This is a genomic window from Athalassotoga saccharophila (assembly GCF_009936215.1).
GTDB lineage: Bacteria > Thermotogota > Thermotogae > Mesoaciditogales > Mesoaciditogaceae > Athalassotoga > Athalassotoga saccharophila.
In genome coordinates, this window is the sequence record NZ_AP019551.1 from 1,619,098 (window position 1) to 1,633,861 (window position 14,764).

Below are 14,764 nucleotides of genomic sequence, written 5' to 3' on the forward strand. Positions count from 1 at the left end.
ATGGCAACTGTAGATAAAATAGTGGCCCAGATGCCAAAGTCCTTGAGTAAAGTCGAATTCAGTTACTGTCCGGGATGTCACCATGGAATTGTTCACAGGATCATCGCAGAGGTTATAGATGAACTGGGAATAGCGGAAAAAACTTTGATGGTCGCGCCAGTTGGATGTTCGGTCTTTGCGTACAACTTTTTCGATCTGGACGGTACCGTTGCGGCCCATGGAAGGGCCCCAGCCGTTGCAACGGGAATGAAAAGGGCACTTCCGGATAGAATCGTCTTTACGTATCAGGGAGACGGAGATCTCGCATCGATAGGAACAGCCGAGATAGTCCATGCCGCCAACAGGGGAGAGAATATAACGACGATCTTTATAAACAACGCAGTCTACGGAATGACCGGAGGCCAGATGGCTCCCACAACCCTTATTGGCCAGAAAACCACGACCTCTCCTTACGGTAGAGAGCCAAAGGCAAATGGATATCCCATAAGAATGAGTGAAATGCTTTCGACTCTCGAGGGCGCAGTATACATAGAAAGAACGATGGTGACAACTCCTCAAAATGTTATAAAGACAAAAGCCGCTATAAAAAAGGCATTTCAGGCACAAATAAAAGGGTTAGGTTTTTCGATGATAGAGGTTTTATCGACATGCCCGACGAACTGGGGAATGACTCCAATCGAGGCTATGAAGTGGCTCGAAGAGAACATGACGAAGACTTTCCCCCTCGGAGTCTTTGTAGATAAAACGAAGGGAATGATATAATGATCAAATCCATCATAATAGCAGGCTTCGGCGGACAGGGCGTAATGCTGATGGGAAAGATAATCGCGGAATCGGCTATGTTAGATGGTCTGAATGTGACATGGCTTCCATCTTACGGTCCAGAAATGCGCGGAGGCACGGCCAATTGTACCGTGATAGTCGGCGATGAGCCCATCGGTTCTCCGGTTGTAGATGTGCCGGACGTGGTGATAGCGATGAACATTCCATCGATGATCAAGTTCGAGGAGATGCTTAAAAAGGATGGAATAATGATACTCAACTCTTCGGTTATAGACAGAGAACCTTCAAGGAAGGACATAAAGGTCTACAAAATAGATGCGAATAAAATAGCAGACGCGATAGGCAATTCGAAGGTTTTAAACATGGTAACACTCGGTGCCTTTGCGAGGGTTACAGGCCTCGTTAAATTGGAAATGATTGGAAAAGCACTCGAAGAGACATTTGCCGGGAAAAATAAAAAGTTAATAGATCTGAATTTAGAAGCCGTCCGGCAGGGAATGAATTCCGTCTCTTAAAAGGTAATCTGCAAGATCTTCCATTGACCAGATTTTTAAGTTCAAAACCGCCTGATTTATTAACATCGCATATCCGTTGATCGTTCTAAGCCCTAATTCGGTAGCCTCCTTTAGGAATCTGGTCATTGGAGGATTGTATACAAGATCGTACACAACGCAATGTTTTGAGAATTTCGAAAGATCTATCTCTGGCATGCCATCGATGTTTGGATACATCCCAAGCGGAGTGGCATTTATTATTATTGAAACAGATTCTGGATCTGGATCTTCCAGATACACATCGAAGATCTTTTTAAAATCCATCGCCTTTTGTGAATTTCTGCTTTTTAGATGTATCTTCATCTGCATTTTTTTTAACGCAAAACATACGGCCCTTGATGCACCTCCAGAACCTATGACAAGCGCTGTGTCTCCCTTTAAATCGACACCGTTAAGGCTTTCTTTGAAACCTCGCCAGTCAGTGTTGGATCCGTTCAGATTCGAGACAACGTTGACGGCTCCCATTTCCTTCGCATCTTCTGACAGAGATTTAAGATACGGAATTATCATTTCTTTGTAGGGGACTGTTACGTTAAATCCTTGAAGGTCCTTGATCAAATCTTTCACGTTAGCGAAATCATCTTTTGGTATTTCTATTTTTTCGTATATCGCATCTATTCCAAACCTCTTAAAAAGTGAATTGTATATAAATGGTGAGATGGTATGATCGAGATGCTCGCCGATTATTCCATATCTGATCATTTCAATTCCTCCGAAATCTTTTTCAACTCTTCAATGACTTCGTTCAAAAATTGAGAAATATTTTTTGAATTGTATCTTTTAAAACTTTCTCCAAGCAAAGGATTTTGATTCGATAGCCTTGTCATCGAAGCGTAACCCGGGCCGGATAACCCTTCGTAAGAAGTTCCTAAAGATTTTATGACCTTTGATATGAAATAAAGACCTTGACTTGTGTGGGCAAGAGCCCTGTCGTGATATTCGGCATCCACGATGACAGGCCTCGATCCAAGAATTTCAACGAATTTTATGGCAATGTCCATCTTGGAGTTAGGCGTTTCAACGAGTGCAAATGGTCTTCCCTCAAAAAGATTTTCATCCCACGAATCTTTTCCGACTCTCTCACTTCCCGCTATTGGATGACCGCCAACAAAATTAAGCCCAATTTCAGTAGCCTTTTTTACGACAGGAACTTTGACTGAGGCTGTATCGAGATAAAGGTTATCCTTCGGAAGATTATCCATCATATTCAATATAACGTCCGGATAAAGTGCAAGCACAACTACGTCATACCCATGTCCAGAAAAAGTTGAGCATCTTCCTCCGAGTGATCTTGCAAGTTCACAATTTGTATCGAAAAGATCCGGATCATACCCTCGTTTTCTAAGTCTTAATGCAATAGATCCGCCTATCTGTCCAAGGCCAACTACCGCGATCTTCATCTATACATCCCCATTATGTACTCTATGCCGAGGATATATCCGTACCATCCAAGACCGGAAATAACACCATCGCACACTCGAGAGATAACACTTTTTGATCTGAACTCTTCTCTTTTGAAGATATTCGAAAGATGCACCTCAACTTTTGGCCCTTTGAAGGTTTCAAGTGCGTCGTGAATCGCGTAACTGTAATGCGCGTAAGCGCCGGGATTTATGACGATTCCATCTCCGTCATTAAGATTTTGAATGTAATCGATTATCTCCCCTTCGTGATTTGACTGAAAGAATTCAACCTGTATCTTTCGAGAATCTGACCATTCCTTTATCCTGTCAACTATCTCGGCATATGATAAGGAGCCATAAATGGATTGATCTCTCTTTCCGACCATATTCAAATTTGGCCCATTTATAACGTGTATTTTCATTTGCCGTCATCCCTTAAAATTTCCGATCCATTTTCGTAAACGTGCTTTACCTCTTCTTTTTCAACGAAGATCATGACCCTTATCACCATATCGTAAGCACCGTCTATCTTCGCTTCCTGAAGACACATCAGGGGAAGATCGTGGCCGGATTTTCTAAAAACAGTAGCCGGATTCAAAGCGTTAAGTCCATCTGTTATGCTGAAGATAACTGAAATGACATCTTTGTCTGTTATTCCATTTACCTCGTATATTTTGTTCATCAATTGGATCGTGCTCTTTTCTATTTCGTAAGGAGAATCCTCCTTTACGAATATTGCCCCTCTTATCGCTTTCAATTTATATACCTCCATCAATCGATAAAAAAGTAATCCACGATGTCTCCTTCTTTTAAAGTCTCGGTTCCTGGATAAATTATAAAAAACGCATTCGCATTCGAAAGTGATGTGAAATCTCCAGATCCGTTGTACTTTATCGGCATGACTACACCGTCTTTTGCCTGACACGGCACAAAATCCGTTCTCTTGCCATGTTTTTTGAATTTTCCCACAAATCTTCCCTTCAAAACGGATTTTTTGATCTCATCCGATCCCGTAAGTTTTTCAACGAGTGGAAGAACAGAGACTAAGAATGAAAGGTAAGTCGAGACCGGATTGCCCGGAAGGCCGAAGATCCATTTGTTTTCAATTTTGGCGATAATTGTAGGTGCGCCCGGCTTTATCGCAAGTTTGTCTACAAGAATTTGCGCATTCAAATCTTCGAGCACTTTCATTGTAAGGTCCTTGTCACCGACAGATGATCCGCCGGTTATAAGTAATATATCACATCTGGCCATTCCATCTTTAACCTTCGATTTTATCTCTTCTTCGTCATCTCTCGAAATTCCAAGATCGAAAAAGTCCTGATGAATGGCCGATATTTGAGCCATAAGAGAGTACTTCGAAGAGTTCCTTATCTGACCATATTCTATCTCTTCGTCAATGTCAACAAGTTCGTCGCCCGTCGATAATATTCCAATTCTCAATTTCCTCTTTACCTTTATATATCTCATGCCCAAAGATGCGATCAAATTGATCTTATTGGAGGTTATGACATTTCCCTTCTTAAGAGCAAGTTCTCCTTTTTTTAAATCTTCTCCCTTTATCGCTATATTTGCAAATTGAGAAACGGGCTTTTGAAGCCTAACCTTTTTTCCCTCAATTTCGCACGATTCGATCTCGACAACGGTATCGCAAGGATCCGGCACAGCCCCGCCCGTCATTATTCTCACACATTCTCCATTTTTAAGTTCCACTTTAAGCGGGTGTCCGGCAAGAATCTCATCTTTTACAGTTAAAGTCTTTGATTCATCAAGATCGGCGTAGCGAAAAGCGAAGCCATCCATTGCCGCCCTGTTGTAAGGGGGAAAATCGTACTTTGAAAAAATATCGGTAGATAATATCCTACCTACCGAATTTTCTATCCTTACGTCTTCATCTTCCGCTATTTCATCTACTCCATCGAACAAATTCAAAAGTTCATCGAGTGTTTTCATCTAAATTCCTTCTTTCATTCCTTTCAAAATAGAAATCCCCAACGGAAGTACGTCCATCACAACCTCTAAATCTTCTTTTACTCCATTTGGATTTCCCGGCAAATTTATTATAAGACTTTTTCCCCTTATTCCAGCAACACCTCTTGAAAGAATGGATTTTTTAGTCTTTGAAAAGAAGGTCGAAACTCTCATTATCTCAGGGATTCCCGGCACCTCTTTTTCTATGACCGCTAAAGTTGCCTCAGGCGTTACATCCCTCGGAGAAAAACCTGTTCCACCAGCCGTAAGCACAAGATCGACATTGAGATTATCGCAAAATTCGACGATCTTTGAGGATATAAGAGATTTCTCGTCCGGCACTGTTTCGTGTACAACTACCTCTCCGATCTTCGAGACCATATCCTTTATCGCGGGAAAATTCTCGTCCTTCATCTGACCATTGTAGCATCTATCGCTTACCGTTAAAACCCCTATTTTCAAAAATGGAATCTCCATTTATACCTTCCTTACTCCTCCAGAAAGTTTCACCGGATAGTACTTTATCTCAACGCCGAACTCATTTTGGTAAATTCGTCCGATCTCTTTTAAATCATTTTTTACATCCCTTTTAGACAACGTTATTATGCTTCCTCCAAAGCCTCCACCGATCATGCGCGATCCGTAAACACCGTCGATTTTGTTTATGTGATCGACGAGGAAGTCCATCTCAACGGTCGAAACTTCGAAAAGATCTCTCAAACTCACGTGAGATGCCTTTACAAGTTTTCCAACCTCTTCCCAGTCTTGGCGCGATATTGCCTTTATCGTCTTCAAAACCCTTTCGTTTTCTTCGATGACATGCCTTGCCCTTTTGTAAAGGTTATCACCGAGCAAGTTCTTTTTTGATTCGAGAAAAGATCTCTTTAAATCCTTGAACTGAATTCCAAGTATCTTCGTTGCTTCCTCGCATTCATTTCTTCTCGTGTTGTAATTTCCACTTGAGAGTTTGTGCTTTATTCCAGAATCGATTATCATGATCTTTGGAAATCCCTTCGCGTAAATGTATTCGTACCTTCCACTCGAGGCATCTATCAAAATGAAAGAGTCCTTCTTTGCAAGGGCGACGGCGTATTGATCCATTATGCCGCAATTCACCCCGACGAACTCATTTTCTGCCTCGTGTGCTATCTGGGCTATTCTTTCTCTGTCAAGGTTGATATTTTCTATCTTTGAAATAGCGTAAATCAAACCAACCATTAAAGATGCAGAACTCGAAAGTCCCGCCCCTATTGGTAGCGTACTCGATATTTCTATGTTAAAGGGCCTTATCCGCTTTTTAATGTTCTTCGCAAGGTGAAAGATGGCCCCCTTGACGTAATTTGCCCATTCTTCTTTCTCTTTTTCTTCGTTCAATGAAAATTCAACTCTTTCTCCAAAATTGACGGTATGTGCCTTGAAATGATTCGATTCTTCAAGAGTTATGTAAGTGTATTTGTCTATCGCGGCCGGAAGTACAAATCCGCCGTTGTAATCTGTGTGCTCTCCTATCAAATTTATCCGTCCGGGCGATCTGAATCTGTATTTCAAAGATATCATCTCCTATATCGAATAAGATGCATTTCTCAAAGATTTGGCCGCTTCAGAAGGCGTAAGCGGATTTATGAAAGCCCATGTGCCGGTCTCAACACTTGCCATCCATTTAACGTTGACCTTATCCCTTTTTGGCGGATTGAACTCTATGTGAAAATGAAAATCCTTCATTTGAGGGTTAACGGGCCCTTGGAAGATCTCCATCATGTAAGGAAATTCTTGATCGAAGAGTGAATCGTATTTTGAAGTTACAACCTTTAGTGCGATTGCAAGATCGAATTTTTCTCTCGAAGTCATCTCCGTGAAAAAGGAGATGTGTCTGCGCGAATAAATGTGAACCTCGTAAGGGAATCTTGCAAAGTAAGGCACAAGTGCTACGAAACTTTCTCCATCGTAGACAATATTCTCGCCAGTTTCATGCTTTATCACGTCACATATCGCACATTCTCCTTTCGATTTGTATTTCGCAATCGCGTCTATCTTTGTCTGAATCCTTTTGGGAAGGAATGGAAAGGCGTATAACTGGCCATGAGGATGGATCTGGGAGGCTCCGACCTCTTTTCCACGATTTTCAAAGGGAAAGATGTACTTTATCTTTTCGTATTTCATGAGATCCCGAGTTCTATCCTCCCAGACGTAGATGAGTTTCTCTATCTGACCAAAAGGCATTCTCGAAAGTGAGGAATTGTGATCGGACGTGAACATTATAACCTCACACTTACCGTAAGATGGGGCATTTTCAAAAAAATCATCCTTTTGTATCTGAGGAGGATCGAGTTTCAAAGAAGGGTACCTATTGTCGAAGGCCGTAAGATCGTAATCGTGCTTCATTTCAAGTACGCCCGGGCAAAGCGGACATGACTCCTTTTTGGGCAAGACCGGCCTCTTTTGTGTTTCGGAGGATATTATTATCCATTCGTCTGTTATCGGATTATATCTTAACTCCATCATAGTCATCACCCCAGTAGTAATGGATGTCTCTGCCATCATCCTCTTTTTCGTCGTCACGTCTTAGATATCTTTTCCCCCTGTGAAGTACAATCTCGATAGACCTTGGATTTATCTCGAGATTTTTATCCACGCTTTTCATCAAAGGATAAGAAATGAAAAATTCCTCTTCCTTTTTTCCTATCTGGTAGGAAAGATCTGCTTTCCATACGGAATCTGAAAGATTGACAAATGATATAACATCGCCATTTTTCGAGTTTTTCGTTGTAATGACATATCTCTCTCTGTCGATGAATTTAACGGTAGAATTTCCGTTTCTGAAATTAAGGGCGCTCATCAAAAGATGAATATCTTCGTTTGTTAATTCTCCGAGAAAATCGCTTTCGATAAACTGACCATTCAAAAGGGCCGGGACGAAAAGATTTATCATCCTTTCATTCTTTGACAGTTCTGTCCTTTGAGATCTTGCCATCACGCAATCTGGATCATTCACCCACCATTTATTCATGAAATTTCGAGTTAACGCGTTTCTTATCGAATACTTTGCAGATGGAGCACCCGTGTCCGTCCCATTCCATTCAAAAGATGTGTCAGATCCTATACGCATAGAATCAACATAACCTATCGAGGGAAGAAGCGGGGCTCCGCATCCGAGTATGTGACTATCCCCAACGGCTTCGGCAATTGCCTTCATTCCCCTTGTGTAAGATTCAACCGGGCTCAAATTCGATTTTCTTTTGCCGGGTACCATGCCGGCAAAAAGAAAATCTATCTTGAAAAATTCATATCCATAGGACTTCAAAGTCAAAAACAAATCTTTTAGCCATTCAATAGCCTCATCATTTGAAAGATCGATTGCGTATATCTTTCTCCTCCAGTTCTCATAGGCAACGATGGGATTACCTTCATCATCCTTTACAAGATAGTCAGGATGCTCCTTGAATAAATCTGAACTTTCCGACACGCTGAAAGGCGCCGTCCATATGCCGGCCTTCATGCCTTTTTCCTTTATTTTGCGAGCCAAAAATTCGAGACCATCCGGGAATTTCGAATTTGTCTTGAGCCAGTCTCCTATGTCGGCTTCATACCCATCGTCCAACTGAAAGACTTCATACTTCAAATTCGCACTTTCAAGTTCTTTCAAAAAGGTCTCTTGGGATATGTCGAGATAATAACTGTACCAAGACTCCCACCCAAAAAGCGGAGAGTGCGATCTTGTTTCATGATCTTTTAAAACTTCCAGCGCGTAATCTTGGAGTGCATTCTCGATCGTATCGAATTCACTTATCCATAACTTTTCGATCCTGACACTCTCGTGCGATGACAATGTTTTTCCTATATAAACCTTGACATCTAAATTTCCATCGTGCCATTTGAAATATGGATGGGATATATTCGAGGACAAAAATCCTGCAAATTCATGATCAGTTGCCACAAAATAATCGGAAACTATTCCATCTTTGAACTCCCACAAAACTGGAGAAATTCCAAAGTTCAACGGAACATTTGAAGATTTCAAAACCATCGATACTTCGTAAGGATTTACAAAGGTGCATGGCCCCCATGACTGAAAATTGTTCATAAAGATTTTGTCGTTAGAGTCAATCTCACCTATTTTTATCTCTTTGATGAACTTTGGAGCATCTGAAAGATTTTTTAACTCTATCTCTATCAAATAACCACGAGATTTAGAAACAGAAAAATTCAATTCGAAGTCTCCAACGATTTCTCTGCCTATTCCCGCTTTCATATGACCATTTATTTTCAAAGAATTCACCTCTTCTGGATAGATTTTACCGGCTTGAATTTGAAAGTGTAAAGGTAGGTTCTATTGGAGTAAATGGTAAAATCCGGATGAGTCTTTGCGCCCCAACTGTTGTCTCCACCAACACCCATTTGGGCGTAATTTATATGCAAAAAGATTTCCTTCCTTTGGGGCAATTCAAATGGATGCTTCGCATTCTCTAAATCGTCGATTGAATGGTGCAGGGCACTGAACTCAAAATAAGGATTTCCTCTAAAAGTAAGGCCAACTCCTTCATTGTCAGTCAAGGTAACCCATCTAACATCTGTTCTGTTGCCCATCTCCGATGGCCTTATGTAATTGACGAAGAATTCGCTGACATCCATCTTGTAAAGACCCACACGAGCAGATTTTTTCCTGTCCCAGTAATTCTCGTGTGGTCCACGTCCAAACCATGTTACTTTCTCAAACCCCGGATTCAAAATGAATTCCATCCCGATAACCGGAATTTCTGGAAGATCCTCTCCGGGCACCAACTGAAAAGAAAGATTCACAGAGCAGGACGTATCGATATCGTAAGAGATAGAGCATATTGAAGGATCTGACGTCGGAACTTTTAAGATTGTCATGACTTTTATACCTTCTGCAGATTTGATCCATTTGAAATCGATGAGTTTAAATTCCCGTGCATCTTTCCATGTTCTTAATCTTTCTTCCATCTTATTTCCACGATCGTTGTCTGTTGGCGCTCTCCAAAAAATCGGTCTGACGTTAGATATGATATCCTTTCCGTTAGATTTAAGGGCCTTTATAAATCCTGAAGATTTATCAAAAGAGATAAGAAAATCATCGGCCATTACCGTCAGATCAGAAGTATCTTCTATTTTAAATTCCTTCGGAGCACTTTTTTGAACATCCAATTTGCAGGATTCAAAAGGTATTTTGAATTGCTCGTAAGAGACTTCATAACCTGCCTCTGCCCATTTTTGGGTATCTTTAAGTCTGAATGAAAATTCCATGAAATATTCGCAATCGTGATGCGGCACAACGTGGCCCATAGGTATTTTGATGCTTTTGGTCTCAGATGGGTTTACATCGAGTTCCATCTTCCCGGAATTTATAACCTCATCATTTTCTTTCAAAAACCACTCAAAATCGAATATTTTTAGATTTGTAAAAAGATATTCATTGAAAATCTCGAATTCTCCATTCAGAATATCGACAGGCTTTGCAAGAATATTTCTGTACACGTATTTTACCTCGTAGGCCTGAGGCTTTAGAGTTCTGTCTGCAAGTACTATACCATTTGCGCAGAAATTTCCATCGTTGGGATTATCTCCCCAGTCTCCTCCATATGCGAGGTATTCACCCTTGCCGTCCGGTCTTTTTTCATACAGGGCCTGATCTACCCAGTCCCAGATGAATCCTCCCTGTAACTTCGGATATTTTCTAAACAAATCCCAGTACTTGTAAAGATTTCCATTGCTGTTTCCCATGGCATGGGCATATTCGCAAAGAATGTAAGGCTTCTTGTTTCCAGATTTCGCATATTCTTCAACTCTTTCGACGGGAGAGTACATCTCACTTGTCATGTCCGCGACAGAACTGTCTCCTTCGTAATGGACGAGTCTCGTGGCATCTCTCATGTGAACCCAATCAGACATAAGCCTGAAATTCGTTCCATGACCCGCTTCATTCCCTAAAGACCAGATCAAGATGGAAGGATGATTTTTGTCTCTTTCGACCATGCTTTGAACTCTATCGAGGCAGGCATTTGTCCATTGTGGATCGCTTGCCGGCACCCTGTCCCTTACCCCATGAGTCTCAAGATTCGTCTCATCAATCACGTAAAGTCCGTATTCATCGCAAAGATCAAGCCATAAAGGGTCATTGGGATAATGAGAAGTTCTGACTGCGTTTATGTTGAGTTGCTTCATTAATTTTACGTCCTTTATCATCGTTTCGGCCGGTACATGTTTACCCGTTCGCGGATCGAATTCGTGCCTGTCTGCGCCTTTGAATTTTATTACCTTTCCGTTTATGGTCATAAGATCATTTTTCAATTCGAACTTTCTAAATCCAACCTTACATCCCTCGGCCTCGATGACTTTTCCCTGAGAATCTTTCATGGTTAGAACAAGGGTGTAAAGATACGGATACTCGGCAGACCATTTTTGAGGACTTTTAACCTCTCCTTCTATCGATACCACCACATCATCTTTCGACGAAAATCTCTTTTTTACAGTATCGGAAAAAATTGTTCTGCCATCTTTATCGTAAAGGTACGCCTCTATCGAAAAAGTGTTCTTTAAATCCTTCGAATACTTCTTAACATCAACATTTATCTTTAACTTTGAGTCTTCATATCGATCGTCGAGGTCTGTTATGACTTCAAAATCTCGCATGTGAATCTTCGGGGTTGCATAAATAAAGACATCCCTCACAATTCCGCTTAGCCTTATCATGTCCTGATCTTCAAGCCAACTGCCCGTACACCATCTGTAAACCTCGACGGCGAGATCGTTTTTTCCGGTCTTTACATACTTTGTTATGTCGAATTCGGCGGGCGTAAAACTGTCCTCACTGTATCCGACAAATCTTCCATTGACCCAAAGATAGAAAGCCGATTCAACTCCTTGGAAGGAGATAAAGATTTCTCTATTTTGCCATTCTTTAGGAATGTTAAAATTCGTCCTGTAAGATCCAACAGGATTGTAAACGGTTGGCGCGTGTGGCGGTTCTGGATTTTCGTATCCGGTCCATGGGTATATTATGTTCGTGTAAATTGGATAATCGTACCCTTGAATTTGCCATTCGCCCGGCACGTCTATCTCATTCCACCCGCTTACATCGTAGGATTTTTTGTAAAAATCAACGGGTCTTTCCGAAGGATTCTTGGAAAGATGAAAATACCACTTTCCATTCAATAATTTCAGGTATTTAGAATCAACGCGAATCCCTCTTTTTTCAGGTGGATTTTGTAAATCTTCAAAGGCACTCTTGAGGTCCGAATAAGGAACCAAAGTTGCATGAGCATCTTCCCTGTTGATACGAAATAATTCAGGATCGTCCTTCCATTCGTTATGATTTTTCATAAGTCCCAACTCCTATATTCAATTTCAAAAAAGGGAGAGGGATATCCTCTCCCTTATATTATCTCACTTTAAATGTACGTTTAGAACGATCGCAAGTGCATCCGCCCAGTCTATATTTCCGGCACCAGCATATGGATTATCCGCAGAAGGCCATCCTACGAAAGTCCTCTCGCTGTATTCCATGAAATCAGTCCTGTTTGTCAATACGACAAATGGAACATCCTGCAAAACGATTCTTTCTATCGTTGCTATTGCCTGCTTTTGAAGTGACAGATCGCTCGTCTGAGCATAGGTTTGAAGTGCATCAGTTATAAGCGGGTTGGTGTACCTTGACCAGCCGGAACTCGCGTTCTGTCCTATCGTTGTTGCCGAGAATGCCGGGTTAAACTCGTAGTAGTAGAGGTAATAAGGAGTTGGTCCCGATCCAGTTCCCCACGAGATCACCATTTCATACGTACCTGTCATAACGCTGGAGATGTATGTGTCCCATGGTTCCTGATCTGTAACTGTTGATATACCGAGTTGGGCAAGATCGCTGGATATTATCTGCGCCATCGTTATGAAATCGCCCCAGCCCGCTCCAACGAGAATCTTAAAGGTTGGCAGAGGTTTGCCATCAGGACCGCAAAGTTGTCCCTGAGCATTCTTTGTGAATCCGGCAGCGGCGAGAATCTTTTGAGCCTCTGGAATATTGAAAGAATTAAGTTGAGATGCAAGTGCTGTCAAAGTTGGATCGAGCCATTCGGCCTGTTGGGCAGGAATTATTCCCGTTGGACTTTGATCGTAACCGCCTGTACCAAAATAAGCCTTATCCTCGAGTGCTTTCCTATCTATGGCCATAGAGACTGCCTTTCTGAAAGCAACATTGTTGAATGGGTATTTTTGTGTGTTCAGATAAAGAATGTTTGAGTTTGAAGTTGGCCACCAGAATTTATTTGTGGCTGGGTTCTTGCTGTACCACAAGGTGTAAGGATCTATTCCGCTACCGTAATATGACCAGTCCGCATCTCCTCTTAAGAGATATTGCAAAGGCTGTCCACCAATCAAAGATCTGACCTCTATCTTGTCTATGAATGGCCTATTTCCAAATTCCGGCGTGTTCATGAAGAAGTTGGGATTTTTGACAAGTTCAAATGTGTAATTTGCCGAATTGTAACTTCCCTTGACGTAGAGGAATGGGCCTGCGACGACTGGATCCTGATTGAGGAATTTCGTAGGATCTGTTATCGATGACCAAATATGCTCCGGAACTATTGGGATCTGGGCTATTTGTGTTAAGAGTGGAGTATTTGGCTTTGAGAATGTGAAGACAACGGTATCGCCAGAGACGACGACACTTTGAAGGTTGGAAATGCTTGACCATATACCGTTTGTGTCAAGGGCTGGATATTGTTTTAAATAATTAAATGTAAATGCCACATCGGCCGGCGTGAAAGGCTGACCATCTGACCATGTAATACCTTTCCTGATCGTAACCGTCAGTTTCAGATTATTGTCTGACCACGAGTAATTAGTGCCAAAAAATGGTGTCATTGCACCGGTATAGGGCTGAACGAGGAAAAGTGTTCCATACATTATCGGCCCGACGCCGAGTGACTGTCCGGATGGCTGGAATGGGTTCAAATTGAATGCAACAGGTCCCCAAGTTGTAACAACCCTTAGGGTTCCACCCTGTTTAACGTTCGATACAGGTGGAAAAATGTTCGCAAATTCCTGAGCAAATGCCGAAATGCCAAGTATTAGCATTGCGCCTACAAGTGCGAAAACCAGAACTTTCTTCATGCTTCTTTCTCCCTCCTTTATGGCTCCGCAATCGATATCGGAACCGATTTAAATGGTTATTTTATCCCTTTATCGCGCCAGAACTTAAACCAGACTGCCAGTATCTTCTGAGAAATATAAATGCAAGTATTAAAGGCACTATTGAGATCAAAATGCCCATATTTATGGCTCCATATGGAGGAGCACCTCTTCCAACGCTTGTCGTGGTTATGGATGTCCACACTTGTAAACCCAAAGTTAAGGGATAAAGATTTGACTTGCTTATAACGACGAGTGGTAAAAAGAAATTATTCCATGTATTGACAAAACTGAAAAGTGCTACGGTTGCAAGGCCACCTCTGACAAGTGGCAATCCGATTCTAAAAAATATCGCAAAATCCGATGCACCGTCGACATGGGCCGCATCTATTAGTTCATTTGGAAATTCTTTCATCCAGAAGATTCTCATCAAATAAACGGTAAATGGATTTACAAGGGATGGCAATATAACGGCCCAATAAGTATTTATCAAATTCAGTCCGTGCATTAAAAGGTAAATTGGTAAAACGAGAGCAGTAGTTGGAACCATTATAGTGCCAAGAATGATGTAAAAAAGTACATTTTTCAATTTAAAATCGTATTTCGAAAAAGCAAATCCAGCCATCGCAGATATCAAAGTCGTTCCCGCACTCACACTTCCGGCGTATATCAATGAATTCAAAAACCATCTCCACAAAATGGCATTGTCGTAAGAAGAGACAACCTTGAGATTACTTAGAAAATTAAATGGAGATGTAAACCACAGAGGATTCGTACTGAAAAGTTGCGAATCGCTCTTGGTCGAGGCAACGATTATCCAAAAGAATGGAAGAAGAAAATAAGCACTTGCCACAAACATTAAAGTCATTATTATTAGTGTAGAAGGTGAATAAAGAGATTTTTTCGTGTCCATTT

Annotated in this window: 14 protein-coding genes; 2 read left to right on the top strand and 12 right to left on the bottom strand. The window is 41.4% G+C overall.

The window, feature by feature from the left end; all coding sequences use genetic code 11:
* Both ATHSA_RS08070 and ATHSA_RS08075 read left to right on the top strand, forming a co-directional pair.
* Complete coding sequence (locus tag ATHSA_RS08070) at positions 1 to 762, top strand: thiamine pyrophosphate-dependent enzyme (protein ID WP_161848592.1); 762 nt, start codon at positions 1 to 3, stop codon at positions 760 to 762.
* Positions 762 to 1,298 carry a 2-oxoacid:acceptor oxidoreductase family protein gene (locus tag ATHSA_RS08075; RefSeq protein ID WP_161848593.1) on the top strand — a complete coding sequence of 179 codons (537 nt, stop codon included), beginning with the start codon at positions 762 to 764 and terminating at the stop codon, positions 1,296 to 1,298. Before ATHSA_RS08070 ends, ATHSA_RS08075 begins: the two co-directional genes overlap by 1 nt.
* Here the strand turns inward: ATHSA_RS08075 and aroE are convergent.
* The 12 genes from aroE to ATHSA_RS08135 all read right to left on the bottom strand — a co-directional run bounded on the left by aroE (position 1,260) and on the right by ATHSA_RS08135 (position 14,762).
* Positions 1,260 to 2,039, bottom strand: coding sequence for a shikimate dehydrogenase (gene aroE / locus ATHSA_RS08080; protein WP_161848594.1), 780 nt, complete (start codon positions 2,037 to 2,039; stop codon positions 1,260 to 1,262). The two genes, ATHSA_RS08075 and aroE, sit on opposite strands and share 39 nt — an antisense overlap.
* The gene (locus ATHSA_RS08085) at positions 2,036 to 2,737 is read right to left on the bottom strand and encodes a prephenate dehydrogenase (protein ID WP_161848595.1); all 702 of its coding nucleotides are present in this window, start codon (positions 2,735 to 2,737) and stop codon (positions 2,036 to 2,038) included. The genes aroE and ATHSA_RS08085 overlap by 4 nt, the downstream gene beginning before the upstream one ends.
* Complete coding sequence (aroQ, locus tag ATHSA_RS08090; RefSeq protein WP_161848596.1) at positions 2,734 to 3,162, bottom strand: type II 3-dehydroquinate dehydratase; 429 nt, start codon at positions 3,160 to 3,162, stop codon at positions 2,734 to 2,736. Before aroQ ends, ATHSA_RS08085 begins: the two co-directional genes overlap by 4 nt.
* On the bottom strand, positions 3,159 to 3,497 hold the full coding sequence (gene aroH, locus ATHSA_RS08095) for a chorismate mutase (RefSeq protein WP_161848597.1): 339 nt from the start codon (positions 3,495 to 3,497) through the stop codon (positions 3,159 to 3,161). Before aroH ends, aroQ begins: the two co-directional genes overlap by 4 nt.
* Before the next feature lie 14 nt (positions 3,498 to 3,511).
* Positions 3,512 to 4,693: a molybdopterin molybdotransferase MoeA gene (locus tag ATHSA_RS08100; protein WP_161848598.1), complete on the bottom strand. Its 1,182-nt coding sequence runs from the start codon at positions 4,691 to 4,693 to the stop codon at positions 3,512 to 3,514.
* Positions 4,694 to 5,188: a MogA/MoaB family molybdenum cofactor biosynthesis protein gene (locus tag ATHSA_RS08105; RefSeq protein WP_161848599.1), complete on the bottom strand. Its 495-nt coding sequence runs from the start codon at positions 5,186 to 5,188 to the stop codon at positions 4,694 to 4,696.
* Positions 5,189 to 6,259: a galactokinase gene (galK, locus tag ATHSA_RS08110; protein WP_161848600.1), complete on the bottom strand. Its 1,071-nt coding sequence runs from the start codon at positions 6,257 to 6,259 to the stop codon at positions 5,189 to 5,191.
* Between the two features lie 12 nt (positions 6,260 to 6,271).
* Complete coding sequence (gene galT, locus ATHSA_RS08115; RefSeq protein ID WP_161848601.1) at positions 6,272 to 7,213, bottom strand: galactose-1-phosphate uridylyltransferase; 942 nt, start codon at positions 7,211 to 7,213, stop codon at positions 6,272 to 6,274.
* Positions 7,194 to 8,987 (bottom strand): glycoside hydrolase family 36 protein, encoded by a 1,794-nt coding sequence (locus ATHSA_RS08120; RefSeq protein ID WP_232060081.1) that lies wholly within the window; start codon positions 8,985 to 8,987, stop codon positions 7,194 to 7,196. Before ATHSA_RS08120 ends, galT begins: the two co-directional genes overlap by 20 nt.
* On the bottom strand, positions 8,984 to 12,049 hold the full coding sequence (locus ATHSA_RS08125; protein ID WP_161848603.1) for a glycoside hydrolase family 2 TIM barrel-domain containing protein: 3,066 nt from the start codon (positions 12,047 to 12,049) through the stop codon (positions 8,984 to 8,986). The genes ATHSA_RS08120 and ATHSA_RS08125 overlap by 4 nt, the downstream gene beginning before the upstream one ends.
* A gap of 63 nt (positions 12,050 to 12,112) precedes the next feature.
* Complete coding sequence (locus tag ATHSA_RS08130; RefSeq protein ID WP_161848604.1) at positions 12,113 to 13,831, bottom strand: ABC transporter substrate-binding protein; 1,719 nt, start codon at positions 13,829 to 13,831, stop codon at positions 12,113 to 12,115.
* Between the two features lie 61 nt (positions 13,832 to 13,892).
* On the bottom strand, positions 13,893 to 14,762 hold the full coding sequence (locus ATHSA_RS08135; RefSeq protein WP_161848605.1) for a carbohydrate ABC transporter permease: 870 nt from the start codon (positions 14,760 to 14,762) through the stop codon (positions 13,893 to 13,895).
* Between the last annotated feature and the right edge of the window lie 2 nt (positions 14,763 to 14,764).

Coding starts and splice junctions, on each gene's coding strand:
- ATHSA_RS08085 (WP_161848595.1), bottom strand. CDS start 2,737: ATGAAGATCGCGGTAGTTGGCCTTGGACAGATAGGCGGATCTATTGCA.
- ATHSA_RS08070 (WP_161848592.1), top strand. CDS start 1: ATGGCAACTGTAGATAAAATAGTGGCCCAGATGCCAAAGTCCTTGAGT.
- ATHSA_RS08075 (WP_161848593.1), top strand. CDS start 762: ATGATCAAATCCATCATAATAGCAGGCTTCGGCGGACAGGGCGTAATG.
- galT (WP_161848601.1), bottom strand. CDS start 7,213: ATGATGGAGTTAAGATATAATCCGATAACAGACGAATGGATAATAATA.
- ATHSA_RS08130 (WP_161848604.1), bottom strand. CDS start 13,831: ATGAAGAAAGTTCTGGTTTTCGCACTTGTAGGCGCAATGCTAATACTT.
- ATHSA_RS08135 (WP_161848605.1), bottom strand. CDS start 14,762: ATGGACACGAAAAAATCTCTTTATTCACCTTCTACACTAATAATAATG.
- ATHSA_RS08125 (WP_161848603.1), bottom strand. CDS start 12,049: ATGAAAAATCATAACGAATGGAAGGACGATCCTGAATTATTTCGTATC.
- aroE (WP_161848594.1), bottom strand. CDS start 2,039: ATGATCAGATATGGAATAATCGGCGAGCATCTCGATCATACCATCTCA.
- ATHSA_RS08105 (WP_161848599.1), bottom strand. CDS start 5,188: ATGGAGATTCCATTTTTGAAAATAGGGGTTTTAACGGTAAGCGATAGA.
- ATHSA_RS08100 (WP_161848598.1), bottom strand. CDS start 4,693: ATGAAAACACTCGATGAACTTTTGAATTTGTTCGATGGAGTAGATGAA.
- aroQ (WP_161848596.1), bottom strand. CDS start 3,162: ATGAAAATACACGTTATAAATGGGCCAAATTTGAATATGGTCGGAAAG.